Source organism: Streptomyces sp. NPDC093261, assembly GCF_044753645.1.
Lineage (GTDB): Bacteria > Actinomycetota > Actinomycetes > Streptomycetales > Streptomycetaceae > Streptomyces.
Window position 1 is genome coordinate 45,513 of the sequence record NZ_JBIVNO010000002.1, and the last position, 26,509, is coordinate 72,021.

General features: G+C 71.5%; 27 protein-coding genes. 21 read left to right on the plus strand and 6 right to left on the minus strand.

The genetic code is table 11. The annotated features are described in order from the left end of the window. Positions 1-18: 18 nt before the first annotated feature. From ACIP94_RS06575 to ACIP94_RS06615, 9 genes are all read left to right on the plus strand, one after another. Positions 19-1,476: a menaquinone biosynthesis decarboxylase gene (locus ACIP94_RS06575; protein ID WP_402420502.1), complete on the plus strand. Its 1,458-nt coding sequence runs from the start codon at positions 19-21 to the stop codon at positions 1,474-1,476. Then, positions 1,473-2,375 carry a menaquinone biosynthesis prenyltransferase MqnP gene (mqnP, locus tag ACIP94_RS06580; protein ID WP_402420505.1) on the plus strand — a complete coding sequence of 301 codons (903 nt, stop codon included), beginning with the start codon at positions 1,473-1,475 and terminating at the stop codon, positions 2,373-2,375. The genes ACIP94_RS06575 and mqnP overlap by 4 nt, the downstream gene beginning before the upstream one ends. 46 nt (positions 2,376-2,421) lie before the next feature. Then, entirely contained in the window at positions 2,422-2,994 is a 573-nt protein-coding gene (locus tag ACIP94_RS06585) for a Uma2 family endonuclease (protein WP_402420508.1), read from the plus strand. Positions 2,995-3,069: 75 nt separating this feature from the next. Continuing rightward, complete coding sequence (locus tag ACIP94_RS06590) at positions 3,070-3,753, plus strand: UbiX family flavin prenyltransferase (protein ID WP_402420511.1); 684 nt, start codon at positions 3,070-3,072, stop codon at positions 3,751-3,753. Positions 3,754-3,912: 159 nt separating this feature from the next. Next, positions 3,913-4,368, plus strand: coding sequence for an Lrp/AsnC family transcriptional regulator (locus ACIP94_RS06595; protein ID WP_402421701.1), 456 nt, complete (start codon positions 3,913-3,915; stop codon positions 4,366-4,368). Positions 4,369-4,458: 90 nt separating this feature from the next. Continuing rightward, the gene (gene mqnE / locus ACIP94_RS06600; protein WP_402420514.1) at positions 4,459-5,622 is read left to right on the plus strand and encodes an aminofutalosine synthase MqnE; all 1,164 of its coding nucleotides are present in this window, start codon (positions 4,459-4,461) and stop codon (positions 5,620-5,622) included. A 129-nt stretch (positions 5,623-5,751) separates the two neighbouring features. Then, entirely contained in the window at positions 5,752-6,276 is a 525-nt protein-coding gene (locus ACIP94_RS06605) for a GNAT family N-acetyltransferase (protein WP_402420516.1), read from the plus strand. Positions 6,277-6,375: 99 nt separating this feature from the next. Further along, complete coding sequence (locus ACIP94_RS06610) at positions 6,376-6,675, plus strand: DUF4229 domain-containing protein (RefSeq protein ID WP_402420519.1); 300 nt, start codon at positions 6,376-6,378, stop codon at positions 6,673-6,675. 113 nt (positions 6,676-6,788) lie between these two features. Then, positions 6,789-7,436 (plus strand): TetR/AcrR family transcriptional regulator, encoded by a 648-nt coding sequence (locus ACIP94_RS06615; protein ID WP_402420522.1) that lies wholly within the window; start codon positions 6,789-6,791, stop codon positions 7,434-7,436. 143 nt (positions 7,437-7,579) lie between these two features. Here the strand turns inward: ACIP94_RS06615 and ACIP94_RS06620 are convergent, their stop codons facing one another. The 3 genes from ACIP94_RS06620 to ACIP94_RS06630 form a co-directional block, all read right to left on the minus strand. Continuing rightward, positions 7,580-8,638, minus strand: coding sequence for a YihY/virulence factor BrkB family protein (locus ACIP94_RS06620; RefSeq protein WP_402420525.1), 1,059 nt, complete (start codon positions 8,636-8,638; stop codon positions 7,580-7,582). Positions 8,639-8,884: 246 nt separating this feature from the next. After that, a complete protein-coding gene (locus tag ACIP94_RS06625) occupies positions 8,885-9,721 on the minus strand; it encodes a MaoC family dehydratase (protein WP_402420528.1) in 837 nt (278 codons plus the stop codon). A gap of 3 nt (positions 9,722-9,724) precedes the next feature. Continuing rightward, positions 9,725-11,026 (minus strand): 3-oxoacyl-ACP reductase, encoded by a 1,302-nt coding sequence (locus tag ACIP94_RS06630; RefSeq protein ID WP_402420531.1) that lies wholly within the window; start codon positions 11,024-11,026, stop codon positions 9,725-9,727. 598 nt (positions 11,027-11,624) lie between these two features. Between ACIP94_RS06630 and ACIP94_RS06635 the strand changes: the two genes are divergently transcribed. The 4 genes from ACIP94_RS06635 to ACIP94_RS06650 all read left to right on the plus strand — a co-directional run bounded on the left by ACIP94_RS06635 (position 11,625) and on the right by ACIP94_RS06650 (position 16,602). Further along, entirely contained in the window at positions 11,625-13,562 is a 1,938-nt protein-coding gene (locus ACIP94_RS06635) for an AMP-dependent synthetase/ligase (RefSeq protein ID WP_402420534.1), read from the plus strand. Positions 13,563-13,735: 173 nt separating this feature from the next. Continuing rightward, a complete protein-coding gene (locus ACIP94_RS06640) occupies positions 13,736-14,008 on the plus strand; it encodes a hypothetical protein (RefSeq protein WP_402420536.1) in 273 nt (90 codons plus the stop codon). An 88-nt stretch (positions 14,009-14,096) separates the two neighbouring features. After that, positions 14,097-15,113, plus strand: a complete 1,017-nt coding sequence (locus tag ACIP94_RS06645) for a DUF1259 domain-containing protein (RefSeq protein ID WP_402420539.1) — start codon at positions 14,097-14,099, stop codon at positions 15,111-15,113. Between the two features lie 283 nt (positions 15,114-15,396). Further along, on the plus strand, positions 15,397-16,602 hold the full coding sequence (locus tag ACIP94_RS06650) for a cytochrome P450 (protein ID WP_402420542.1): 1,206 nt from the start codon (positions 15,397-15,399) through the stop codon (positions 16,600-16,602). A gap of 389 nt (positions 16,603-16,991) precedes the next feature. On the opposite strand, the gene ACIP94_RS06655 is transcribed toward ACIP94_RS06650, so the two are convergent. Next, complete coding sequence (locus ACIP94_RS06655) at positions 16,992-17,195, minus strand: cold-shock protein (RefSeq protein ID WP_043442843.1); 204 nt, start codon at positions 17,193-17,195, stop codon at positions 16,992-16,994. Between the two features lie 354 nt (positions 17,196-17,549). Here ACIP94_RS06655 and ACIP94_RS06660 point away from each other — a divergent pair, with 354 nt between their 5' ends. The 7 genes from ACIP94_RS06660 (at position 17,550) to ACIP94_RS06690 (ending at position 23,990) form a co-directional block, all read left to right on the plus strand. Continuing rightward, positions 17,550-18,398, plus strand: a complete 849-nt coding sequence (locus ACIP94_RS06660; RefSeq protein WP_402420545.1) for a menaquinone biosynthetic enzyme MqnA/MqnD family protein — start codon at positions 17,550-17,552, stop codon at positions 18,396-18,398. A 57-nt stretch (positions 18,399-18,455) separates the two neighbouring features. Then, positions 18,456-20,186: a protein kinase gene (locus ACIP94_RS06665; protein ID WP_402420548.1), complete on the plus strand. Its 1,731-nt coding sequence runs from the start codon at positions 18,456-18,458 to the stop codon at positions 20,184-20,186. A 44-nt stretch (positions 20,187-20,230) separates the two neighbouring features. After that, positions 20,231-20,962, plus strand: coding sequence for a prepilin peptidase (locus ACIP94_RS06670; RefSeq protein WP_402420551.1), 732 nt, complete (start codon positions 20,231-20,233; stop codon positions 20,960-20,962). Positions 20,963-21,032: 70 nt separating this feature from the next. Continuing rightward, a complete protein-coding gene (mqnC, locus tag ACIP94_RS06675; protein WP_402420554.1) occupies positions 21,033-22,250 on the plus strand; it encodes a cyclic dehypoxanthinyl futalosine synthase in 1,218 nt (405 codons plus the stop codon). 7 nt (positions 22,251-22,257) lie between these two features. After that, entirely contained in the window at positions 22,258-22,908 is a 651-nt protein-coding gene (locus ACIP94_RS06680) for a hypothetical protein (RefSeq protein ID WP_402420557.1), read from the plus strand. Between the two features lie 62 nt (positions 22,909-22,970). Continuing rightward, positions 22,971-23,264, plus strand: coding sequence for a hypothetical protein (locus ACIP94_RS06685; RefSeq protein ID WP_402420560.1), 294 nt, complete (start codon positions 22,971-22,973; stop codon positions 23,262-23,264). 30 nt (positions 23,265-23,294) lie between these two features. Next, complete coding sequence (locus tag ACIP94_RS06690) at positions 23,295-23,990, plus strand: demethylmenaquinone methyltransferase (RefSeq protein WP_402420562.1); 696 nt, start codon at positions 23,295-23,297, stop codon at positions 23,988-23,990. A gap of 39 nt (positions 23,991-24,029) precedes the next feature. On the opposite strand, the gene ACIP94_RS06695 is transcribed toward ACIP94_RS06690, so the two are convergent. Beyond that, positions 24,030-24,314, minus strand: a complete 285-nt coding sequence (locus tag ACIP94_RS06695) for a PASTA domain-containing protein (RefSeq protein WP_402420565.1) — start codon at positions 24,312-24,314, stop codon at positions 24,030-24,032. 147 nt (positions 24,315-24,461) lie between these two features. After that, the gene (locus ACIP94_RS06700) at positions 24,462-24,968 is read right to left on the minus strand and encodes a GNAT family N-acetyltransferase (RefSeq protein WP_402420567.1); all 507 of its coding nucleotides are present in this window, start codon (positions 24,966-24,968) and stop codon (positions 24,462-24,464) included. Between the two features lie 98 nt (positions 24,969-25,066). Here ACIP94_RS06700 and ACIP94_RS06705 point away from each other — a divergent pair, with 98 nt between their 5' ends. Continuing rightward, the gene (locus tag ACIP94_RS06705; protein ID WP_402420570.1) at positions 25,067-26,350 is read left to right on the plus strand and encodes a geranylgeranyl reductase family protein; all 1,284 of its coding nucleotides are present in this window, start codon (positions 25,067-25,069) and stop codon (positions 26,348-26,350) included. Positions 26,351-26,509: the final 159 nt, after the last annotated feature.

Here is a 26,509-nt window from a genome sequence, read left to right on the forward strand (position 1 = left end):
TACCCGATACTGGAACGCATGGCTTACGACGATCTTCGGTCCCTGCTCCGGGCGCTGGAGCGCGAGGGCGACCTCAAGCGCATCAAAGCCGAGGTCGACCCCTTTCTGGAGGTCGGGGAGATCGTCGACCGGGTGCAGAAGTCGGGCGGCCCCGCGCTGCTCTTCGAGAACGTGCGCGGGTCGCGTATGCCGCTGGCCATGAACGTGTTCGGTACCGACCGCCGTCTGCTGAAGGCGCTCGGCCTGAAGTCCTACGGCGAGATCTCCGACAAGATCGGCGGCCTGCTCCGGCCCGAGCTGCCGCACGGGTTCGTCGGCATCCGCGAGGCCTTCGGGAAGCTCGGCGCGATGGCCCACGTGCCGCCGAAGAAGGTCAAGGCGGACAGCGCTCCGGTGCAGGAGGTCGTCCTGCACGGCGACGACGTCGACCTGAACGCCCTCCCGGCCCTGTTCACCTGGCCCCAGGACGGCGGCTCCTTCTTCAACCTCGGCCTCACCCACACCAAGGACCCGGAGACCGGGATCCGCAACCTCGGGCTGTACCGCCTCCAGCGCCACGACAAGCGCACGATCGGCATGCACTGGCAGATCCACAAGGACAGCCGCAACCACTACCAGGTGGCGGCCCGGCGTGGCGAGCGGCTTCCGGTCGCCATCGCCTTCGGATGTCCGCCCGCCGTGACGTACGCCTCGACCGCGCCGCTGCCCGGCGACATCGACGAGTACCTCTTCGCCGGGTTCATCGCGGGCCGGCGGATCGAGATGGTCGACTGCAAGACGGTCCCGCTCCAGGTGCCCGCGGGTGCCGAGGTCGTCCTGGAGGGCTGGCTGGAGCCCGGCGAGATGCTCCCCGAGGGGCCGTTCGGCGACCACACCGGCTTCTACACGCCCCAGGAGCCCTTCCCGGCCCTGAGGATCGACTGCATCACCATGCGGAAGCGCCCGCTGCTGCAGTCGATCGTCGTGGGCCGCCCCCCGACGGAGGACGGGCCGCTCGGCCGGGCCACCGAGCGCTTCTTCCTGCCGCTGCTCAAGATCATCGTGCCGGACATCGTGGACTACCACCTCCCCGAGGCGGGCGGCTTCCACAACTGTGCGATCGTGTCGATCGACAAGAAGTACCCCAAGCACGCCCAGAAGGTGATGCACGCCGTCTGGGGCGCGCACATGATGTCGCTGACGAAGCTGATCGTGGTCGTCGACTCCGACTGCGATGTGCACGATCTGCACGAGGTCGCCTGGCGCGCCCTCGGCAACACCGACTACGCCCGCGACCTCACCGTCGTCGAAGGACCCGTCGACCACCTCGACCACGCCTCCTACCAGCAGTTCTGGGGTGGCAAGGCGGGCATCGACGCGACGAGGAAGTGGCCCGAGGAGGGGTATACGAGGGACGGCGGCTGGCCCGAGATGGTCCTGTCGGACCCGGAGACGGCGGCGAAGGTGACCCGCCGCTGGAAGGAGTACGGCCTGTGAGCAGCGCCTCCGCCGCGATCCCGCAGCCGGGACGCACCAAGGCGTTCCTGCGCCTGGTGATGATCGAGCACTCCGTCTTCGCGCTGCCCTTCGCGTACATCGCCGCGCTGACCGCGATGTACCAGTGGGACCGGAACATCCACTGGGGACGGCTGCTGCTGGTCACCGTCTGCATGGTGGGTCTGCGCACGTTCGCCATGGCGGTCAACCGGATCATCGACCGGGAGATCGACGCCCGTAACCCGCGCACGGCACAGCGGGAGCTGGTGACCGGGGCGATGTCGGTCCGGCATGCCTGGACCGGCGCCCTGATCGCCCTGGTGATCTTCCTGGGAGCGGCGGCCCTGCTGAACCCCCTCTGCCTGGCCCTGGCCCCCATCGCGGTCATCCCGATGGTGGTGTACCCCTACGGCAAGAGGTTCACGAACTTCCCGCAGGCGATCCTGGGCCTCGCCCAGGCCATGGGCCCGATCGGCGGCTGGCTGGCGATCAGCGGCAGGTGGGACTGGGACGCGGTGATCCTCGGTCTCGCGGTGGGCGTCTGGATCGGCGGCTTCGACCTGATCTACGCCTGCCAGGACGTGGAGACGGACCGGGAGATCGGGGTCATGTCGGTGCCCGCCCGCTTCGGCATCCCGGCGGCGATCCGGGCCGCCCGGGTCTGCCACGCGATCGTGACGGCACTGTTCGTCTGGTACGCGGTCGTCACCGGCGCGGGCTTCTTCTTCTGGCTCGGCCTGGTGATCGTGGCGGGTGCTTTCCTCTACGAGCACTCGATCGTGCGGCCCCACGATCTGAGCCGCCTGAACCGCGCGTTCTTCAGCGTCAACGGGTTCATCGGGATTGCCCTGTTCGTGTGCGCGCTGCTCGATCTTGTGGTTCGGGGCCTGGGCGTCTGAATACCGTGCGGCCTACCATCGAGGGCAGGAACCCAGGGAGGCCACCGTGACCGTCTCGGGCATCGACCGCCTGCACTCGCAGCTCAGCAGGCTGGAGGACCTGTTCCCCGGCTATGTGACGGAAATTGTCGAGGGCAGCATCGTGATGAACCCGGTCAGGCCTTTCCACGGGAAGACGATCCAGAGGGTGTGGGCACTCCTCGAGGAACAGCTGCCGTCGGGGTGGGCTCTGGTCAGCGATGTGGCGTTCCCCTTCGACGACGCCAACGAGTTCTGCCCGGACATCGCGGTCATCCCGGCCCAGGCGGAGGCCGAGAACCGCAGCGCGTACCCGCCCGACCTGATCGAGTTCGTCGCCGAGGTGGTCTCCCCGGAGAGCGTGCGCCGCGACTACGAGCTCAAGCCCTGCCGGTACGCCTCCCAGGGCATCGCCAACCACCTGGTCCTCGACCCCCTCGAGGGCCATGTCGTCACGATGTGGAACCCCGGCCCCGACGGCTACCGCGGCCGAGACACCGTCCCGTACGGCCCCGACCTGACCGTCGACTCCCCGCTCGGCAAGCTGACACTCGCGACCGGCCGTCTGCCGGTGGACCCGAAGGCGCGCGCCGGGTCCTGACCCCGGCCCCGGTCGGAGCCCCGAGCCGGGACCTTGGCCGGTCGCCCGTGTGCGACGCCGGATAGGCTCGGGGGCGTGAACCCAGTCAAGCCAGGAGAGACGCCGCGCAGGCCTTGGATCGTGGGGGTGTCGGGCGCCTCCGGCACCCCCTACGCCGCTGCCGTGCTGCGCGGGCTCCTCGACGCGGGCGAGAGCGTCGACCTCGTGGTCAGCCGCGCCTCCCGGCTCACGCTGCTCGACGAGACGGGCCTGCCCTTCCGGGACGCCCACTGGCAGGACGATCTGCGGGTCTGGCTGTCCCGCGGTGCCGACGGAAAGCCCGGGACCTTCGACGTGGACATCGCGGGGGTACGGCACTGGAGCGCCGGGGACCTGGCCGCCGGGCCGTCCTCGGGGTCCTATCCGGCCCAGGGGATGCTGATCGTGCCGGCCTCGACGGCGTGCGTGGCGGGGGTCGCGCTCGGGCTGTCGAAGGACCTGCTGCAACGGGCGGCGAGCGTGACGCTGAAGGAGGGCCGTCCGCTGGCCGTCGCCGTACGGGAGACCCCGCTGAACGGGCAGACGCTGCGCCACCTGGTGACGCTGGACGACTCGGGCGCGGTGGTGGTCCCCGCCTCGCCCGCCTTCTACGCCGGGGCCACGCACATCCAGGACCTGGTGGACTTCGTGGCCGGGCGGGTGCTCGACGCGGTGGGTGTGGAGCACGGGCTCTACCGCCGCTGGAAGGGCGAACTGGGCGGTGGAAGCCGTACGACGTGAGAGCCGGCCGAGCGCGTCACCGGGCGGGCCGCGGTAGCACGCGGCAGCCCGCGTCACTCTCAGGACCTCCTTCAGACTCTGCATCAGATCTCTCCGAACCTCTGCACCGACCTCTCAGACCTCTGTATTCAGACCTCTTCAGTGGAAGGCTTCGATCGCATGGACGCGGTGGACAGGCAGCTCATCCAGGCCCTGAGGGAGAACGGCCGGGCCTCGTACGCGGAGCTGGGACGCCTTGTGGGCCTGTCCGGGCCGAGCGTCACCGATCGCATCAACCGGCTCGAGGCGGCCGGGGTCATCACCGGGTACCGTGCGACCGTCGACGCGGCCTCCCTCGGCCTCGGGGTGACCGCCCTCATCGGCATCTCGCTGTCCGACGCCGCGGACCACGAGGACGTGGCACACCGGCTGAAGGACCTTCAGGAGATCGAGGACTGCTGGTTCATCGCCGGTGACGACTCGTTCATGCTCAAGGTGCGCGCGACCGACGTGGACGGCCTGGAGAAGACCATCCGCCGGCTGTCCGGCACCAAGGGCGTCTCCCGTACGCGCACCACGATCGTGCTGTCCACGAAGTGGGAGAACCGGGTGGGGGAACTTCCGGAGTCGCGCTAGGCGCGGAACGCCGGGGCCGGGTGGGGGCGCCGCAGCCCGCGGGGCGGGGAGTACGGTGGGGACGGTTTGTCCAAAGGGAGAGGCAGAAGCATGGATGTCGGGCTCAAGCGCGAGCTGGAGGACAAGGTCCGGGCCGGTGAGCGGCTGACCCGCGAGGACGGCATCGCGCTGTACGAGTCGGACGACCTGGCCTGGCTCGGCGGCCTCGCGCACGAGGTGCGGACCCGCAAGAACGGTGACGTGGTCCACTTCAACGTCAACCGCCACCTCAACATGACCAACGTGTGCACCGCGTCCTGCGCCTACTGCTCGTTCCAGCGCAAGCCGGGCGAGAAGGACGCGTACACGATGCGCATCGAGGAGGCGGTCAAGCTCGCCAAGGCGATGGAGTCGGAGAACCTCACCGAGCTGCACATCGTCAACGGCCTGCACCCGAACCTGCCGTGGCGTTACTACCCGCGGTCGCTGCGCGAGCTGAAGGCCGCCCTGCCGAACGTCTCGCTGAAGGCGTTCACCGCGACGGAGATCCACCACTTCGAGACCATCTCGGGCCTGAGCGCGTCCGAGATCCTCGACGAGCTGATCGACGCGGGTCTGGAGTCGCTCACCGGCGGCGGTGCCGAGATCTTCGACTGGGAGGTCCGGCAGCACATCGTCGACCACAGGACCCACTGGGAGGACTGGTCGCGCATCCACCGCCTGGCGCACGAGAAGGGTCTGAAGACCCCGTGCACCATGCTGTACGGCCACATCGAGGAGCCGCGCCACCGCGTGGACCATGTGCTGCGCCTGCGTGAGCTCCAGGACGAGACGGGCGGCTTCCAGGTCTTCATCCCGCTTCGCTACCAGCACGACTTCGTGGACATGAAGGACGGCAAGGTCCGCAACCGCCTCCAGGCGCGCACCCAGATGGCGACGGGCGCGGAGGCGCTGAAGACCTTCGCGGTCTCCCGGCTGCTCTTCGACAACGTCCCGCACGTCAAGGTCTTCTGGGTCATGCACGGTGTGCAGACGGCGCAGCTGGCCCTCCAGCACGGCGCGGACGACATGGACGGCTCGGTCGTCGAGTACAAGATCACGCATGACGCGGACAACTACGGCACGCCCAACAAGCTGACCCGCGAGGATCTGCTCGACCTGATCCGGGACGCCGGCTTCCGCCCGGTGGAGCGGAACACGCGGTACGAGATCATCCGCGAGTACGAGGGTCCGGACCCCGCCCGTCGTGACGCTCCCCAGCCGATGCGGGTGTGACCCCTCCTCCGGCTCCGAGCGGGCCCCGGCACACGCCGGGGCCCGCTCGTCTCTGTGCGGCGAAGAGTCCGGGGTGAGGGATGCCACACTTGCTTGAGCCCGCAACGAGGTAATAGATAACCTCCCTCTATGCCCCTTACGTTCGTCCTCGATCCGCCCATGACGCCCGGCCTGCGCGACGGCGTCCTCGACCTGTGGACGGATGTGTCCAACGCCGGCGGGGCCGTCGGGTTCGTGGCACCGGTCAGCCGTGAGGTCGTACGGCCCGAGCTGCTCAGGCATCTCACGGCGATGACCGAGGGGCGCACCCGGCTGCTCGCCGGGTACGACGCACAGGGGCGGGTCGCGGCGACCGCGTTCCTCACCTTCAACACCCACCGGCTGATGAGGCACTGGCTGTGGCTCTACACGGTGATGGTGCACCCGCGGCACCAGGGCAAGGGCTACGGCCGCGACCTGCTGGCCGCCGCCGCGGAAGCGGCCCGCGGTATCGAGGGCGTCGAGGCGATACGGCTCACCTGCCGCGGCGGCCTCGGACTGGAGCACTTCTACGGCTCCTGCGGCTACAAGGAGGTCGGCCGGGTGCCCGGGGCGATACGGGTGGCGCCCGGGGACGACCGCGACGACATCACGATGCTGCTGCCCCTGGGCTGACCGGCCCGTCCACACCCCCGTGCAAGATCGGGGGCGGTGCGTGCTTCACTGGACGGTGACCAAAAGGGAGATTCCCACGGAACGGAAGAGTGGATTGAGATGCTCCGCTACACGCTGATGCGCCTCGGTATCCTCGCGGGCTGCCTCGTGGTCGTCTGGGGCCTCGTCTACTCGGGCCTCGCCCCGCGCGGCCTCGGTGCCTCCAACGGGCTCTGGATCATTCTGCTCGCCCTGGTGATCTCGGCCCCGCTCAGCTTCGTCCTGCTCCGCGGGGAGCGCGACCGCGCCTCCGTGCAGATCGTGCGGAAGGTCGACCGCATGAAGGCCAACATCGAGGCGAACCGTGCCCAGGAGGACGAGGCCGACGACACGGCCCGGGTGCAGGGCCGGGCGTCATAGCGGGACGTCGGTCCGGGCGCGCGCCGCGCTCACGGGGACCGACGGCAACGCGCCCCGAGTGCGCCGTCTCCGGGTGCGCAACTCGGGCCGCCGGGGCGGCTTACGCTACGCGTATGGGTTCCGTGAAGACCAAGCGGATGCCGCGGGCCGTGCGCGAGCAGCAGATGATGGACGCCGCCGTGCAGATATTCGCCCGGCGTGGCTACACCGCCGCGTCGATGGACGAGATCGCCGAACTGGCGGGCGTCTCCAAGCCGTTGGTGTATCTGTACCTGAACTCCAAGGAAGACCTCTTCACCGCCTGCATCCGCCGCGAGGCCGCCGCGCTCACGGCGGCCGTGCGCTCCGGCGTCCGGCCGGAGCTGCCCGCCGACCGCCAACTCTGGGAAGGGCTGCGCGCGTTCTTCACCCACACCGCGCGGAACCCGGACGGCTGGACCGTGCTGCACCTCCAGGCCCGTACGCACGGTGAGCCCTTCGCCGCCGAGGTCGACGCGATGCGCGAGGGGATTGTCGCGTTCGTGACCCAGCTCATCGTCGTCGCCGCGCGCGACGCACACCGGGACCCCGACCTGCCCGAGCGCGAGGTCGCCGGGCTCGCCGAGGCCCTGGTCGGCGCGGCGGAGTCCCTTGCGGCATGGGCCAACGCCACCCCCGAGGTCTCCGCCCGGCAGGCCGCCGCGACGCTGATGAACTTCGCCTGGGCGGGCCTCGGCGATCTCATGCAAAGCCGCCCCTGGTCGCCGCCGGACCACGACTAGCCCCATTCCCTCGGATGCCACTGCCGTCCGGAAGGGGCCGGGGATCGAGGCAACTCGCCGGTCGGCTGAGGCAGTACGGGGACGACACCGGACAGCCCGGGGTTCGCCGCCCGCATGCCGGCCTCCTTCTCCGGACAGCACCCTCAGGTGCCGTCCGGGGGGTGTTCCTCCTCCTTGCCGCCTCCTTCGGGGGGCGGGTGGCCCTCGCCGCCTTCGGGAGGGGCGTGCGGGGGATGGTCGAAGTGGACCATCACCTTCTCGAAGCCCTTGAAGGACTCCGTCGCCGCGTACGAGCGGTAGGCGCGCAGATCGCCCGGGCTGAGGTGGACACGGTCGGTGAAGGGGCTCAGCAGACTGCGGGGCCACAGGTGCAGACACCGCACCGCGCAGATCTCCGCGGTGGTGAGATACACGAACGCGCCGAGGTAGAGCCAGGCGATCAGGCCCAGCACGATCCCGAACAGTCCGTAGGTCGCCGTGGTGCCCTTCAGCACATGGCCGACGTAGTACGAGCCGGCCCACTGGAGCACCTGCCAGGCGCAGGCACCGCCCAGGGCCGGGCCGTACATCAGCCGCACGGGCAGCCGGCGGCGCGCCAGGATGCGGTAGCTGAACATCAGCAGTGCGGCGTTGAGCACGATGGCCGTGGCCGCTGCGGCGAGCCGCACGCCGATGGCCAGCCGGGCGCCGAACACGCTGGCCTCGGACTCCCCGGCGGACAGGGCCGTGGTGACCAGGAGCCCGAGCGCGAGCAGCGACAGGAACTTCAGGCCCTTCAGCCGGGAGCGGAGGGGATCGGGGCGGGCATGGCGGGGCACCGCGAAGATCTTGTTCAGGGCGAGCTGGGCGGCCTGTGCGATGCCCAGGGCGCCGTAGAGACTGCCCACGACACCCACGGCGAGGGCGACGCCGTTTCCGTGGAAGGAGTGGATGTTGTGCCCGAGCTGGTCACCGATCACCGGGAACTCGCTCAGCGCCGAGTTCAGCACCGCATGCTGAAGCTGCGGGTTGCCGCTGAGCAGGGAACCCAGCAGGGCGACGAGGAAGAGCAGCAGCGGGAACAGGGACAGAAAGCCGTAGTACGTCAACAGCGCGGTCAGATATGCGGCCTGGTCGTCGAAGAACTTGTAGGCCACGGCCAGAGAAAAACCCGCCCAGCGATGCTGTCGCTGGTAACCGTCCAGGCGGGCCACCACACCCATGTTTCCCCCGTACCCTTCCGGGCCGGACCCATGCGGATTCCGGACCGAGCCGACGAGGGCCCTCTGCGGGATTTCGGCCGGGTTCCGCCCGATATTCCGGGCGGTGTTTCCCAGCAGGCTTTCGGCGGCTTTCGGGGCTTTCCCGAGGGACTCCGAGCGGTCGCCGCCGGTTTTCCGCTCCGGTCTGAGGGCTTCCGTCCGGAATTCCCGGACGGGTCCTCTCCCACGGTGCCCGGCGGCGCGCGCTCACTCCCGCGGGGGCCGTATCTCCCCGCCGAGGTGGAGGCGCCCGTCCGGGCCGCGCAGTTCGAAGCGTCCGCCGTCCGCGGCGTAGCTCACCGTGCCCGGGAGCAGGACGGGCGCCTTGAACTCGGCCCGCAGGTGCACGGCGGTGCCGACGGGCTGTTCGGCGAGACAGCGGGCGACGGTCCACATCCCGTGCGCGATGGTCCGCGGGAAACCGAACAGGCGGGCGGTGAGGGGGTGCAGATGGATGGGGTTGCGGTCCCCGGAGACGGCCGCGTAGCGCCGCCCCACGTCGCCGGCGAGACGCCATTCGGCGAGGGCGGGCAGGGGGGCGGGCCCGGGCGGCGCCGCCCCGGCCGGGGCGGAGGTGCGGTGCCGGGCCAGGTAGGTGCTGGCCGACGCCCACACCGGCCGCGTTCCCCGGTGGGCCTCGGTGACCACGACGGCCTCGGTGCCGCGCCGATGGGGCACGAGCTCCCGCACCCGTACGCCGATGTCGTACTCCCCGTCCGGGGTGAGCGGCTCGTGCTGGATGATCTCGACGGACGTGTGCACAAGACCGACCAGGGGGAGTGGGAACGCCCGGCTCGCCATGATCCGCATGGCGAGCGGAAAGCCGAGAACATGGGGGTAGGTGAGGGGCAGCGCGTCGATCCCGGTCGGGAAGCCGCAGACCCGCTCGTAGGCGGCGAGCCGGTCCGGGTCGATGCGCACCCCGGGCAGCACGAGCCGGGCCCGGGGGAAGGGGGCGTCGGGCCGGGGGCGCTTGAAGGGGGAGAGAAGCGCGCCCCGGGCCAGCAGCGGGGTCAGGGCGGGGGCGCCGGTGTGGACGGTCATGGTCTACGCCCCCAGCAGGCTCTGGCCGCAGACCCGCACGACCTGCCCGTTCACGGCACCCGAGCCCGGGTGGGCCAGCCAGGCCGTCGTCTCCGCCACGTCCACCGGCAGTCCGCCCTGCCCCAGCGAGTTCATCCGCCGTCCCGCCTCCCGGATGGCGAACGGAATCGCGGCCGTCATCCTCGTCTCGATGAATCCGGGGGCCACGGCGTTCACCGTCACCCCGTGCTCCGCGAGCGCCCGCGGGGCCAGCGACCGTACGAGCCCTATCACGCCCGCCTTGCTCGTCGCGTAGTTCGTCTGTCCCGCGTTGCCCGCGATCCCGGCGATCGACGCGGTGGCCACGATCCGTCCCCCGGTCCGCAGCACCTTCCGGGACAGCAGGGCGTCCGTCGTGCACAGCACGCTCGCGAGGTTCACGTCGAGCACCGGGCTCCACCCATCCGCCCCCATGTTCGCGAGCCTGCGGTCCCTGGTGATCCCCGCGTTGTGGACGAGGACGTCCAGCCCGTCGGGGAGCGCGTCGGCGATCCGCGCGCCCGCGTCCGCCGCCGTGATGTCGAGGGTCAGCGCGCTCCCACCGAGCCGCCCGGCCACCCGCTCAACCTCCGCCCGGGCGGCCGGCACATCCAGGCACACCACCCGCGCCCCGTCCCGCGCCAGCACCTCCGCGACCGCCTCGCCGATCCCGCGCGCGGCCCCGGTCACCAGCGCGGTCCGCCCGGTGAGGGGTCGCGCCCCGTCCTCGGGCGTGGCGACGGGCCCCCCGCCGACCTCGATGACCTGCCCGCTCACATACGCGGACATCGGTGAGAGCAGGAACCGCAGTGTCGACTCGGCGGCCGCGGCGTCCGTCAGCCGCAGCAGCGTCACGGTCCGCCCCCGCCCGATCTCCTTGCCGAGGGAGCGGGTGAACCCCTCAAGGCCCTGCTGCACCGCCGCCTGGTGGTGGTCGGCCGCGTCGAGCGGCGCGCCCAGCACCACCACGCGCCCGCTCTCGGCGACCGAGCGCACGACCGGGTGCAGCGCGGCGTGCACCTCGGCGAGGGCCTCGACCTCCCGTACGCCGGTGGCGTCGAGGACCACCGCGGCGGGACGGCCGTCCCCGGCGGACAGTCCGGTCCGGGCGAGCACCGGGGCCGGGTCGAGTGCGGACGTGCCCGCCGTGAGGTGCAACAACGGCCCGTCCAAGGTGGGGCGTTCGGCCGACCAGCGGTGCAGCGTCACGGGCTGGGGCAGACCGAGCCGCCGGGTGAGGAACCGGCCCGGGGCGCTCCCCGTGAAGCGCAGATAGCGGTCGGTCATCGTCCGGCCTCCAGCTCGTTCGACTGCTTACTCCAGAGTAAGGTTACCGGGGGTAAGGTTATGTCGTACAGGAGGAGCGAGTCGAGATGACCGGTTCCCTCGGGATCGGTGAGGTGCGCGGAGTCGCCGTGGTCGACGGCAGCCGTACCCCCTTCGCCCGCTCCGACGGGTCCCACGCACCACCGGCAGCCAGGAGACGCAGACCGCCGCGGTCGACGCACTCGTGGTCCGCCACGGGCTTCCGGGGTCAGGGCGCGGTCGGCGAACCGGTCGCGTCCGCCCTCGACCCCGTACGGGTCCGCCGGGGCCGCCTCCCAACCCGTACAGACCCACCCCCGAACCCCCCGGACCCGCCGCCGCCCGACCCGCACGGGCCCACCCCCCGGACCGCCCCCCGTCCCCTCAACCCGCACACCCCCGCCCCCGGACCGTCCCCGGACCCTCCCCGAACCCGCACAGACTCCCCACGCGGGGCCCGTACGATCCGGGTCCTAACCGGCGGTAACAGTGAGCCGTGCCGCCGCTGAACACATCGGTGCGCCCGGCGCGTACCTCATGCAGCGAAGCAGTGCACCGCTGCAGGCCCCAGGAGCTGCCCATGCCCATCTCGTACTCGTCCGCTCCCGTCCCCGCCGCCCCGGTCGACCTCGACCACGACGGCGGCCCGGTCCTCGTGGAACCCGAGACCCGGCGGCTGAACGGTGAGGTGCGGGAGGCGTATGTGCCCCCGCTGGTACCGCAGGTGACCCACGGATCGCTCGCCGACCTGCCGTTCGAGAACGCGGCCGAGGCGCCCGGCCACCGTGTCCTCAGCCGCCGCGACGCGGACGGCGACTGGACGGATGTGACGGCCGCTCAGTTCGCCGACCAGGTCATGGCCGTGGCGAAGGGCCTGATCTCCGAGGGTCTGATGCCGGGCGACCGGATCGCCGTCATGGCCCGTACGACGTACGAATGGACGCTGCTCGACTTCGCGGCCTGGGCGGCGGGTCTGGTGACAGTGCCCGTCTACCCCACCTCCTCCGTGTTCCAGACCCGCTGGATCCTCCAGGACGCGGGCGTCGCGGCCCTGGTGACGGAGACGGTCGCCCAGGCGGTGGCCCTCGGCCCGGAACGCCCTCACATGCCCGGCCTGCGCCATGTGTGGGTGATGGAGAAGGGGCACGTCGACCGCCTGGCGGAAGTGGGGCAGTCGCTCCCCGACCAGGAGATCGCCGTACGCCGGGGCGTCCTGGGCCCGGACACCCTGGCCACCCTCGTCTACACGTCGGGCACGACGGGCCGCCCCAAGGGCTGTGCGCTGACGCACGGCAACTTCCTCGCCGAGGTCGACAACGCGACCGAACTCCTCCATCCGATCTTCAGCGCGAAGAGCAGCGACGAGCCGTCCACCCTGCTGTTCCTGCCCCTGTCGCATGTCTTCGGGCGGATGGTGGCGGTCGCCTGCATCCGTGCCCGGGTGCGGCTCGGCCACGCGCCGAGCCTCCAAGCGCAGGATCTGCTGGCCGACCTGGCGAGTTTCCGGCCGACCTTCCTGCTGGCCATCCCGTACATGCTGGAGAAGGTCTACAACAACGCGCGGGCCGCCGCCGAGCGCGGCGGGCGGGCGGCGCTGTTCGACCGCGCCGCGGAGGTGGCCCGCCGCTACGGCGAGGCGACGGAGGCCCGGCAGCACGGCACCGGCCCCGGCCCCGGTCGCGCCCTGAAGACGGCCCGCGCCTTCTACGACCCCCTCGTCTACCGCCGTATCCGCAACGCCCTGGGTGGCAGGGTCCGGCACGTCATCTGCGGCGGCTCCCCGCTGGGCCACCGCCTCGCCGCCTTCTACTCGGGCGCCGGCATAGGGATCTACGAGGGCTATGGCCTGACGGAGACGACCGGCGCCGCCACCGTGACCCCACCGCTCAAACCCCGGCTGGGCACGGTCGGCTGGCCGCTGCCCGGCACGAGGGTGCGCATCGCGGCCGACGGCGAGGTGCTGCTGTCCGGCGGCCAGGTCTTCCGCGGCTACTGGGACCCCCATGCGGGCGGGGTGGTCCCGGCGGGCCCGGACGGCTGGTTCCCCACCGGTGACATCGGCCGCCTGGACGACCAGGGCTACCTCACGATCACCGGCAGGAAGAAGGAGATCCTCATCACCGCGGGCGGCAAGAACGTGGCCCCGGCCCCGCTGGAGAACTGGCTCCGGTCCCACCCCTTGATCTCCCAGTGCCTGGTCCTCGGCGACGGCCGCCCCTACGTCAGCGCACTGATCACCCTCGACCCGGAGGGGATCACCCACTGGCGCCAGGTGATCGGCAAGCACCCGGTGCCCCCGGAACTCCTGCTCGACGACGAGGAATTGTTCGCGGTCCTGCAGCGCGCGGTGGACGAGGCGAACCAACTGGTCTCCCGCCCCGAGTCGATCCGCCGCTTCGCGATCCTTCCCGTGGACTTCACGGAGGAGGCCGGCCACCTGACCCCGTCGATGAAACTCCGCCGCGAGGCGATCCTGCGAGACTTCGCGCGGGAGGTGGAGGGGCTGTACGCGTCGTAAGGCCGCGCCGGCATTCACCCTTGCGGCGCTGAGCCCGGGCGGAGTGCGCCGCTGATCAGGCGGCGATCACGGCCGCCGTCGTGCGGCCTCCGGCCACGTCCAGGGTGATGCCGTGGACGAACCCCGCCTCGTCCGAGGCCGGGCAGACGGCGGCCTGGGCCGGGGTGCGCGCCATGCGGCAGGGCGGCCACCTCGGGCACCTGCCCGGCAGCGTCGATCCGGAGAAGACGGCGGCGGCTCTGCTCGCCGGTCTTCGGGGCGGTGTGGCGATCCTGCTCTCCACCGGCCGGTCCGCCCACCTGCGCGCGGCACTCGACTGGGGGATCGCCCGGCTGGGGGCCGCCTCCCAGGAGGCTTGGGGGAAGGCGCCCCCCTGTGGCGCCGGGGCGTCCGCGCCCGGTCGGCGAGCGCCGCCCGGCGTCCCCCGGCGTCACCCGGTGTGCTGACGGGTGATTGGGCCACCTGGCCCCGGGCGGCGGCGGTGCTGGCGGATGTGGGGGGCGCCGCGTGCTTCCATCCCGTCAGGAGGCGCACATGATGGCTGAGCACCGACCGCAGGACTCCCGACCGGACACCGGCACCTCACGGCGACGGATGGTGGCCACCGCCGCTCTGTCACCGCTGCTGGCCGGAGTGCTGACCGGTGCCTGCGCCCAGTCCACCGAGGGGACGAAGGGGCGGGGCCGAGAGGCGGTCCGTCCCGTTCCCACCGCCCTGTCGGACTGGAGGGCCGTCGCCGACGCGCTCGGCCGGACCGGCGACATGAAGCGGAACGTGATGTACCACACGGGTTTCGCCCGCCGGGACCTCACCGTCTTCTCCCGTGGCGTCCACGTCGAACCCCCGCTCGCCCTGGCGTCGCACATGGCCTTCGTCCGCTATGCCGACGGCGGCACCATGGTGATGGGCGACATGGTGGTCACCGAGACCGAACTCCAGGGGTTCTCCGACGTCCTGCACCGGCAGGGCATCGAGCAGACCGCGCTCCACAAGCACCTGCTCGCCCAGAGCCCCGATGTCTGGTGGGTGCACGTCCACGCCCACGGACACGACCCGGTGATTCTCGCCCGGGGCCTGCGCGCGGCGCTCGACCGCACCGGCACCCCGCCCCCGGGCCACCTCCCGCCTCCCGCCCTGCCGCGCCCCGTCGACCTGGACACCACCGGCATCGACGCCGCGCTGGGCGTCAAGGGCAGCATCGACAACGGGATCTACAAGACCCTCTTCGTCCGCCGGGAGACCATCGCCTACGGGGACCGGGTGCTGCCACCGGGCCTGGGGTCCACGACCGCGATCAACTGGCAGCCGCTGGGCGGGGGGCGGGCCGCCCTCAGCGGCGACTGCTGCCTGGTCGCCGAGGAGGTTCAGGACGCCCTCGCGGCCCTGCGGCGGGCCGGGGCCGAACTCGTGGAGCTGCACCACCACGGTCTCAGGGACGAACCCCGTCTGTTCTTCGTCCACTTCTGGGCCGTCGGCGACGCCGTGAAGCTCGCCCGGGGCCTGCGCGCCGCGGTGGCCGCCACCAACGTCAGGCCGGTGACGGAGGACTGACGGGGCCAAGGGCTGACGGGCCAAGGGCTGACGGGCCAAGGACTGACGGGGCCAAGGGCTGACGGGGCCAAGGGCTGACGGGCCAAGGGCTGACGGGCCAAGGACTGACGGGGCCAAGGACTGACGGGGCCAAGGGCTGACGGGCCAAGGGCTGACGGGCCAAGGACTGACGGGGCCAAGGGCTGACGGGCCAAGGGCTGACGGGCCCAAGGACTCACGGGCCCGCGGAGCACGGATGGCAGGCGCACGGAACACGAAGGCCGCTGGAAACGGAGACCGCACGATGACCCCAGGCAACGAACCGCTCATGTGCCCGTTCGACTTCAGCGAGGGCCTGGAGTTCGACCCCTCGCTCGCGAAGCTCATGGCCCGCGACTCCCTCACCCGTATCCGGCTGCCGTACGGCGACGGCGACGCGTGGCTGGTCACCGGGTTCGAGGGGGTGCGGCAGGTGACCAGCGACCAGCGGTTCAGCCGGGCGGCGATCATCGGCACCGACTACCCCCGGCTGACGCCGGAGCCGATCGTCTCCCCGGAGTCCATCAACGTGATGGACCCGCCGCACAGCAGCCGGCTGCGCCACCTCGCCTCCCAGGCGTTCTCCCAGCGGCAGGTGGAACGGATGCGGCAGCGCATCACCCGGCTGGCGGACACCCTGCTCGACGAGATGGAGGCGCAGGGGCCGCCCGCGGACCTGGTCGAGCATCTGTCGAATCCGCTTCCTCGGCGCACCATCTTCGACGTCCTCGGGATCCCCGAGGAGGACTGGGACCGGATGCAGGAGTACGTCCACCAGCTGCTCGCCACCGGCCCGGACAGCCGTGAGACGGCCGCGGCCGCCAAGGCGGAGCTGCGGGCGTACTTCGGCGAACAGGTCGAACAGCGGCGGCGTGCCCCCGGCCCCGACCTGATCAGCGCACTGGCCGCCGCGCGGGAGGGCGAGGACGCGCTCGACGACCAGGAGCTCGCGGTCATGGCGCTGACGCTGGTCCTCAGCGGTCAGGACACGGCCACCTGCCAGATCAGCGACATCACCTATCTGCTGCTGACCCGCCCCGCGCTGATGCGGCGGCTCCGCGACCGGCCGGAGACCCTGTCGGCCACGCTGCACGAGATCCTGCGCTACATCCCCTTCCGCAAGGGGGTCGGCATTCCCCGGGTGGCGCTGGAGGACGTGGAGATCGACGGGGTACGGATCCGGGCGGGCGACTACGTCCATGTGTCGTATCTGACGGCGAACCGCGACCCGGAGCGCTACCCGGACCCGGACCTCATCGACCCGGACCGGCCCACCCTGCCGCACATGACCTTCGGCTGGGGCGGCCACCGGTGCATCGCCGTACCGATGGCCATGGCGGAACTGGAAGTGGCCATCGGGCGGCTCCTGGAACGCTTCCCGGACCTGCGGCTCGCGGTACCGCCGGGCGAGATCCGCTGGGACACGGAGACGATCCGCCGCTTCCCGCTGGAGCTGCCGGTGGAGTGGTAGCGGGTCGGGCCACATGGCCGACTCCCGGACGACGAGCTGACCCTCACCCGGCGGGGCGCGCGCCTGGCCCGCAGGCTTGTCCCCCAGCGGCTGCACGGCTGGGGCGTGCCCCCAGGACGGCTTCCGGGCGCCTTTCGGGTGCGGCGCGGAAGCGTGGGCGATCCTCTGCGGGACCCGAGAGCCGGGGGACATCCGGGCCGCGGTGGGAAACCGGCGGGAAACCGGTGGCAAAGGCGCTCGTGAAAAAAGCAGGAGCCCCCTGCGCCGGCCGGCGCGCGGGGCTCCTTGGGTACTGCTGTCCGTTCCGGATCAAAGCATCGGACTCAATGGGCCGGAAGGCCGTGAGCCGAAGGCCTGGAACCGAAGACCGAAAACTCCGGGTCAGCGACTCAGATGGCCGTGACGTTCTCCGCCTGCGGACCCTTCGGGCCCTGGGTCACGTCGAAGCTCACCTGCTGGTTCTCCTCAAGCGAGCGGAAACCGTTCGCATTGATCGCGGAGTAGTGGACGAAGACGTCGGGGCCGCCGCCTTCCTGGGCGATGAAACCAAAGCCCTTTTCGGCGTTGAACCACTTCACGGTTCCGGTAGCCATAAGCCCTCCTTGGGCCCAAAGGGTTGCCCTGCTCCAGAACCTGCAAGTGTGAAAACTGAAGCGCCGCACAACTGCACGTCTCTGAAAACGACGAGAGCCCGCGGTCACATGCTCCGCAGGCTCTGTACTGCAAGGAAACCAAACTGCAACTTGCGGCGAGCCTAGCACGCGGGCAGCCGAAAGCAATAGAGGCCAAGATCACTTCACCCGAATGTTTGAACGGGTGTGAGCTGAACTGACGACACAGTGTCGCATGGTGGACGCAGGGGTTGACGCCAGTGGTCCGGAAGGGGTGCGAGTTCGCTCGCGGACCCTGAAGCCTGCACCGTACCGCACGGGGTCTAGTCTCGCGATGTGGACATTTCTCGCACCCGGCCGCGCGTCGGCCACATCCAGTTCCTGAACTGCCTGCCCCTGTACTGGGGGCTCGCGAGAACCGGAACGCTCCTGGATCTGGAGCTGACCAAGGACACCCCCGAGAAGCTCAGCGAACAGCTCGTGCGGGGCGATCTCGACATCGGCCCGATCACCCTGGTCGAGTTCCTGAAGAACGCCGACGACCTGGTGGCCTTCCCCGACATCGCGGTCGGCTGCGACGGCCCCGTGATGTCCTGCGTGATCGTCTCCCAGGTCCCGCTGGATCGGCTCGACGGCGCCCGCGTGGCCCTCGGCTCCACCTCCCGGACCTCCGTGCGCCTCGCCAAGCTGCTGCTCGCCGACCGGTTCGGGGTGACGCCGGACTACTACACCTGCCCGCCCGACCTCAGCCTGATGATGCAGGAGGCGGACGCCGCGGTCCTCATCGGCGACGCGGCCCTGCGCGCCAACCTCCTCGACGGCCCGCGCTACGGCCTCGACGTGCACGACCTCGGCACGCTGTGGAAGGAGTGGACGGGCCTTCCGTTCGTCTTCGCGGTGTGGGCCGCCCGCCGCGACTACCTCGAGCGCGAGCCCGAGGTCACCCGGCAGGTGCACGAGGCGTTCCTGGCCTCCCGCAACCTGTCCCTGGAGGAGGTCGGCAAGGTCGCCGAGCAGGCGGCCCGCTGGGAGGCCTTCGACGCGAAGGTGCTGGAGCGGTACTTCACCACGCTCGACTTCCGCCTGCAGGGTCCGCAGCTCGAGGCGGTCACCGAGTTCGCCCGGCGGGTCGGGCCGACCACGGGCTTCCCCGCGGACGTGAAGGTGGAGCTTCTGGAGCCCTAGTGGGTGCCCCCGGGGGCACTACCCTGCTGGCAGGTCATACGGGGGAGGGGTGGCGCCATGCAGCCGCTGGAGGCCGGTGAACCCACCACGGTGGGGCCCTACCGACTGCTCGGCAGACTCGGCTCGGGCGGAATGGGCCGGGTCTACCTCGGGCGCAGCGCGGGCGGGCGCACGGTCGCGGTCAAGGTCGTGCATCCGCACTTCGCGCCGGACGAGGAGTTCCGCGCCCGCTTCCGCCGCGAGGTGGACGCCGCGCGGCGGGTCGGCGGCCCCTGGACCGCGCCCGTGCTGGACGCGGACCCCGGGGCGCCGGTGCCCTGGGTCGCGACCGGGTACGTGGCGGGGCCGTCCCTGGCCGCCGCGGTGGCGGACGGCGGTCCGCTGCCCCCGCATTCGGTACGGGCGCTGGGCGCGGGCCTCGGGGAGGCGCTGGCGGCGGTGCACGCACTGGGCCTGGTGCACCGGGACGTGAAGCCGTCCAACATCCTGCTCACCCTCGACGGCCCGCTCCTGATCGACTTCGGCATCGCGCGGGCCACGGACGGCACGGCGTCGCTGACCTCCACGGGCGTCTCCGTCGGCTCGCCCGGCTATATGTCCCCCGAGCAGATCCTCGGCAAGGGCGTCACGGGCGCGGCGGACGTCTTCTCGCTGGGTGCGGTGCTGGCGTACGCGGCGACCGGACAGCCCCCGTTCCCCGGTGACTCCTCGGCGGCGCTGCTGTACAAGGTCGTCCACGAGGAGCCGGACCTGGGCGCCCTGGCCGGTGAGGTGCGGGACCTGGTGGCTGCCTGCCTCGCCAAGGACCCGGCGGCGCGCCCCGCACCGGGGGACGTGGCCCGGCGTCTCGCCCCCGAGGGCGCGTCCCAGCTGGTGAGCGGCGGCTGGCTGCCGGGCCCGCTGGTGGAACAGGTCAGCCGCAAGGCCGTACAGCTGCTGAATCTGGAGGCGTCGGGGGCGCAACCGCCTCAGGCGCCCCCGTCGGGGCCGGTGGGATTCAGCAGGGCGTCGATGGACGGGCTGTCCGGTGCCGCCAGGGGCACGGACGCGGGCGCGCTCTCTGTGAGCCGTCCCGATCCGGCGCCCGAAGTCCCGGCGCTCGCCGGGGCCTTCGGTCCTCCGCCCGCCATGAGCCTGTCTCCCTCACCGGATCCCGAGGCGCAGCCCCAGGATGCCGTACCCGGCGCCGACGGCGGCCCGGGAAGGCTCTCCGTGAGCGTCGCCGCGACCTCCGTTCCCGCTTCCGGCGGCCGCGGCCGGCGCATGAGCTGCACGGTCGCGCTGGCGGTCGCCGGAGCGCTGGCGGCGGTGACGCTCGGGTCGCACTTCGTCTTCAGGCTGTTCGACGGCGGCCCCGGCGGGGACAGCTCCGGCGGAGCGGCCCCCAGGTCCCCGTCGGCCACGGGCGGCGCGCCCGCCCCGGCGCCCGGGAACTCCGCCGTACCCGCCTTCTACCTCGGCACCTGGGAGGGCGACGCCCTCGCGCTCGGCGGCACGCTGCCCGCGGGCACGTTCCGGGTCACCCTCCGTCAGGCGGCCGTCGGCGGGCAGATCGGCATCTTCCGATCCACCGACCAACTCGGCGGCGTATGCGACGACGTCCTGTTCCTGAAGCGGGCCTCGGCCGGGCAGCTCGTCGCCACGAGCGTCGCCGAGAAGTCCAACCCGTCGACGTGCACGACCGGAAGCCACGAGGTCCGGCTGACCCCCGCCGGCGCGGACCTGAAGTACGAGACGGACAACCCGGATGCGGGGAACCCGACCTCACGCATGGGGAAGGTCAAGTAGCCCTCCGCCGGGCCCGGTCGGGGACGGCCCCCGGCGCTTACCCTGTGCCCGTGGATCTGGACCTCTGGGTGGCCCTCGGGGCCGCGGTGTGGGGTGCGGGCGTCGGGGTGCTGGTGCCCCGCGCCGCGTACCGGCTCTGCGTCGAGCCCGAGCAGCCATGGCGGGACCGGTGCCCTCAGGGGCACCCGATCGACGGGTGGCTCGGCCGGGCCCGGTGCGCCGACGGGCGGGCGTACGGCCCCGGGACCGCACCGGTGTGCGGCGTCACCGCCCTGGTCTGCGCCGCCCTCGCCCTGGCCACCGGCACCCGCCCCGAGTTGGCGGTCTGGCTGCTGCTCGCCCCCGTCGGCGTCCTGCTGACGATCGTGGACTTCCGGGTGCAGCGGCTGCCGGACGTGCTGACCCTGCCGCTCGCGGCCACCGCCCTGGCCCTGCTCGCCGCCGCCGCGGCCCTGCCGGGGCACGCGGGGCACTGGCGCACCGCGCTGTCGGGCGCCCTCGTCCTCGGCTGCGCGTACTACCTGCTCTTCCTCGTCAACCCGAACGGCATGGGCTTCGGTGACGTCAAACTCGCCCTCGGGCTCGGCGCGGTCCTCGGCTGGTACGGCTGGCCGGCCGTGGTCCTCGGCACCTTCACGGGGTTCGTGCTCGGCGGGCTGTACGGGCTCGCGCTCGTGCTGGCGCGCCGGGCCGGGCGGCGGACCGCGATCCCCTTCGGGCCGTTCCTCATCGCGGGCGCCCTGGTGGGGCTGCTGACCGGCGCGGGCGCGGCCTGACATCGGCCCGGCGAAACCCCTGACGTAGGCTGGTTCGGTCCGTCCACAACCCTTACGAGAGGGATGCCCGGTGACCGAGAAGGCCGACGACCTCACGTCTTTTGATGTCACAGCCGTCCTCGACCGTGCCGCCGCAGGTGGGCGGATCACCCCCGAAGAGGCGCTCGTCCTCTACCGGGACGCCCCGCTGCACGCGCTGGGCGCCGCCGCCGACGCCGTACGCCGCCGCCTGTACGCCGGTACCGAGCACATCGCGACGTACATCATCGAGCGCAACATCAACTACACGAACGTCTGCGTGACGGCGTGCAAGTTCTGTGCCTTCTACGCGGCTCCGAAGGACACCGCCAAGGGCTGGACCCGCGACCTCGACGACATCCTGCGCCGGTGCGCGGAGACCGTCGAACTCGGCGGCACCCAGATCATGTTCCAGGGCGGCCACCACCCGGACTACGGCGTCGAGTACTACGAGAAGCACTTCCGCGCCATCAAGGAGGCCTTCCCGCAGCTGGTCATCCACAGCCTGGGGGCGTCCGAGGTCGAGCACATGGCACGGATCTCCGGCGTCTCGGTGGAGGAGGCCATCACGCGCATCCACACCGCCGGGCTCGACTCCTTCGCCGGGGCCGGCGCCGAACTTCTGCCCGAGCGGCCCCGCAAGGCCATCGCGCCCCTGAAGGAGAGCGGTGAGCGCTGGCTGGAGATCATGGAGGCCGCGCACAACCTCGGTGTGGAGTCCACCTCCACCATGCTCATGGGCACCGGTGAGACCAACGCCGAGCGCATCGAGCATCTGCGGATGATCCGTGACGTACAGGACCGCACGGGAGGCTTCCGCGCCTTCATCCCGTACACCTACCAGCCCGAGAACAACCATCTGAAGGGCCGCACCCAGGCGACCATCTTCGAGTACCTGCGCATGATCGCGATCGCCCGCCTCTTCCTGGACAACGTCCGCCACATCCAGGGCTCGTGGCTGACCACCGGCAAGGAGATCGGCCAGCTGTCGCTGCACTACGGCGCGGACGACCTCGGCTCGATCATGCTGGAGGAGAACGTCGTCTCCTCGGCCGGCGCCAGGCACCGCTCCAACCGCCAGGAGATCATCGACCTGATCCGGAAGGCGGGCCGGGTCCCGGCGCAGCGCTCGACGACGTACGAGCACCTCGTCGTGCACGACGACCCGGCGAACGACCCCGTCGACGAGCGGGTCGTGTCCCACATCTCGTCGACGGCGATCGAGGGTGGCACGGCCCACCCCGAACTGAAGCTGCTCGCCTCCAACTAGGGCGCGCGTGCTGACCATCCACACCGCCGATCTCCTGGTCACCGGGGATCGGCGGCCCGCTGTCCCCGGTGGCGCGGTGCTCGTCGACGGCCGGGTGTGCGCGGACATCGGCCCCTACGAGGAACTGGTGGCGGCGCACCCGACCGCGCGGGTCCGGCGCTGGCCGGGGCTTCTCACACCGGGTCTGCTGAATCCGTACGGGCCCGAACTGCTGGAGCAGGCCTACCATCCGGATCCCCGCGAGGCCGCCGAACTGGGCACCGAGCCGATCACGGGCGAGGCCCTGGCGGCGCTGGCGATGAGCGACACCCGCTGGGGCGCGAGCGCGCGGCGGGGAGTGCAGCGGATGCTGGCCCACGGCACGGTCGCCGTGGCCGGATGTCTGGCGCGGCCGGCTGCGGTGGACGCCGTGGACCGGGCGGGGCTGACGCGGGAGGAGCGTTTCGAGCGTCCCGTCGGCCCGCCGTCACTCGACCCGCTGTCCGGGCGGACCGTGGCGGAGGCGATGCTGCTGCCGCTTCCGCCCGAAGGCGCGGACGGCTGGGACGCGACGTTCGCCGTCTTCGACGTCCCCGACGAGGCCGCACTCGTCGAGCGCGGGGCCCGGACATGCGTGGCGACGGTCGTCGCCGGGCGGCTCGTCCACCGGCGCCGCTGACGACTCCCCCCACGAACGCCCATCCGAAGGCTCCCGAAGTCTGCCGGACACCACTGCGGTTCGTGGCCGCGTCGGCCCCCGTGCCGACGGCGCCGACGGCGCCTCGGGCGCGGCTCCTCATCCCGGACCTCATTGCGTATGCGCCCGCGATCTGTCTCCGGAAGGAGATCGCGCTCGTCCTCGCCGTGCCGCTGATCCACCGGTTCCGGGGCGTGCCCGCGTTCGAGCGAGGGCTGCCGCTGGACGGCCGGTGGTTCCTGTACCGCCTCGGCTGGGTGCTGATCCGGGTCGCGATCCCCCTCGTGGGATGGGTCGAGGACGTGGCCGCCCGGAAGAAGCCGAGGCTGCTGCCGTGAGGCCGAACCCCGTACTGCCACAATGGGACCGTGACCCGCGCATCCCTGGACAAGCAGCCGCACGAAGTCGCCTCGATGTTCGACGACGTGGCGGAACGGTACGACCTGACCAACGACCTGCTGTCGCTCGGCCAGGACCGGGTGTGGCGCAAGGAGGTCGCGAAGGCGGTCGACGCGCGCCCCGCGCAGAAGATCCTGGACCTGGCCGCGGGCACGGCCACCTCCTCGCTCCCCTTCACACGCGCCGGGGCCTACGTGGTGCCCTGCGACTTCTCCCTCGGGATGCTCCAGGTCGGCAAGCGGCGGCACCCCTGGATGCCGTTCACGGCGGGCGACGCCACGCGACTGCCGTTCCGGGACGATGTCTTCGACGCCGTGACGATTTCGTTCGGGCTGCGCAATGTGCAGGACACCGACGCGGCGCTGCGCGAGCTGTACCGGGTGACCAAGCCGGGCGGACGGGTCGTGATCTGCGAGTTCTCGCATCCCACGTGGGAGCCCTTCCGCACGGTCTACACCGAGTACCTGATGCGGGCGCTGCCACCGGTGGCCCGCGCGGTGTCGTCCAACCCGGAGGCGTACGTCTACCTCGCCGAGTCCATCCGCGCCTGGCCCGACCAGCCGGCCCTCGCCGGGCGGCTGCGCAAGGCGGGCTGGTCGAGCGTGGCGTGGCGCAATCTGACGGGCGGCATCGTCGCGCTGCACCGCGGGTTCAAGAACGCCTGACGGAAGCCGCCCACGCCCGGGAGCGGACCGGTGCCGGGCTCACTTGAGGAGTTCGAAGGTCTCTCCCGGTTCGTCGAGTTCGCGGCGCAGTCCGCCCGGTGGCGGGATGGGCAGCCGTGGCTCGCGGACCCCGGCGCCTCCGCCGCCCTCGCCCTCGCCGAGGTCGAACCACACGGTGACCACGGCACCGCGCGGGACCTCGGCGCCGGGCAGGGGATATTGGCGTACGACGTAGTCGACGACGATGCGGTGGAAGTCCGGCCGGTCGGGTGCGGCGAGGGCCACACCCTGCTTCGCGGCGGTCTCGCGTGCGTCCATGGCCATCAGGCCGATCAGACGCGGCACGCGAACTTCGGGTGTTTTGGGTGTTATAGGCACAGATGTCACCCCCAGCGGTACTGGAAGGGTAACCGGCCGAGGGTGCCACCCGGAAGCGCTGCGTTTCTTTCTGTAGCAGTTGGCTACTCCACGTCACAACGCCAGGCGGTAGCAGTGTGCCTCCTGCTGCGACACCGGCGTCGTGAGGACCTCGGCGAGGCTCATGCCCAGCCGCCGGGTGACCGCGATCGACCTGGCGTTCCGGGCGTTGACCATGGCCACCACACCCTCCACGCCCGCCGCGCGCACCCGCTCCAGGGTCATCCGGGCGGCCGCCGTCACATACCCCTTGCCCCAGTGCTCCCGCCCGAGCCGCCAGCCGATCTCGATCTCGCCCCGCGGTCCCCACTCCTGCGGCCACGGCTGGGCGCCCGTGAAACCGACGACCTGACCGGATTCGTCGAGCATCGTCCACAGACAGAAGCCGCGCTCGGCGTCGTGCCGCCGCTGCCGGGCGGTGAGTTCCTCGTAGACGGACAGCTCGGCGGATCTGCCGCCGTAGAACTCCATCACGTCCGGGTGGTCGAACACCCGGTGCCAGGCCACGGCGTCCTCGTCGGTGGGAACGCGCAACCGTACTGCGGGGAGAGCTCGGTTCACGGGGGCAGCCCTTCAGCCGGGTGATCAATTCTGCTGAATAGACTGCCCATGTCCAGTGCCCGTCAGCACGCAGATTCCGAACCTGGGGAGATCCCGCCGTGACCGAGCCCCTCTCCGACAACACCGCCGATGTGATCGTCGTGGGCGCGGGGCCAGCCGGCTCCACGACCGCGTACCACCTGGCCAGGGCCGGGCTCGATGTCCTCCTGCTGGAGAAGACCGAGTTCCCCAGGGAGAAGGTCTGCGGCGACGGCCTCACCCCCCGCGCCGTCAAGCAGCTCGTGGCGATGGGCATCGACATCTCCGAGGAGGCCGGCTGGCTGCGCAACAAGGGCCTGCGGATCGTCGGTGGCGGTGTCCGTCTCCAGCTCGACTGGCCGGATCTCGCCTCCTTCCCGAACTACGGACTCGTCCGCAAGCGCGACGACTTCGACGAGCAGCTCGCCCGGCAGGCCCAGAAGGCGGGCGCGCGCCTGTACGAGCGCTGCAACGTCAGCGGCCCCGTCGTCGACGACCGCACCGGCCGCATCACCGGCGTCACGGCCAAGCTGGGCGAGGAGAAGCGCGAGGTCACCTTTCACGCGCCGCTCGTCGTCGCCGCGGACGGCAACTCCACCCGGCTCTCCCTGGCGATGGGTCTGCACCGCCGCGAGGACCGGCCGATGGGCGTCGCGGTGCGCACGTACTTCACGTCCCCGCGCCACGAGGACGACTACCTCGAGTCCTGGCTGGAACTGTGGGACCGGCGCGGCGCTCAGGAGCGGCTGCTCCCGGGCTACGGCTGGATCTTCGGCATGGGCGACGGCACGAGCAACGTCGGCCTCGGCGTCCTGAACACCTCCGAGTCCTTCAAGGAACTGGACTGGCGCGAGGTGCTCAAGGCGTGGTGCGCCTCGATGCCACAGGACTGGGGCTACACCCCCGAGAACATGACCGGCCCGATTCGCGGCGCCGCCCTGCCCATGGCCTTCAACCGCCAGCCGCACTACACCAAGGGCCTGCTGCTCGTCGGTGACGCGGGCGGCCTGGTGAACCCCTTCAACGGCGAAGGCATCGCGTACGCCATGGAGTCGGGCCAGATCGCCGCGGACGTCATCGTCCAGGCCCTGGCCCGCGCGACGCCCGCCCAGCGCGAACTGGCCCTGCACAACTACCCGAAGATCCTCAAGGACACCTACGGCGGCTACTACACGCTGGGCCGCGCCTTCGTGAAGCTGATCGGCAACCCGAAGGTGATGAAGATCGCGGCGCAGCGGGGCCTGACGCACCCGATGCTGATGAAGTTCACGCTGAAGCTCCTGGCCAACCTGACGGATCCGACGGGCGGCGACGCGATGGACCGGGTCATCAACGGCCTGTCCAAGGTGGCGCCGAAGGCATAGGCCTGCGGGCCGTCCGCACGGGCGTGGGGAGTGGCGCTCGTGCGGGCGCGGGGGAGCGGGCTTGTGCGGGCGTGGGGAGTGGCGCTCGTGCGGGCGCGGGGGAGCGGGCTTGTGCGGGCGTGGGGAGTGGCGCTCGTGCGGGCGCGGGGGAGCGGGCTC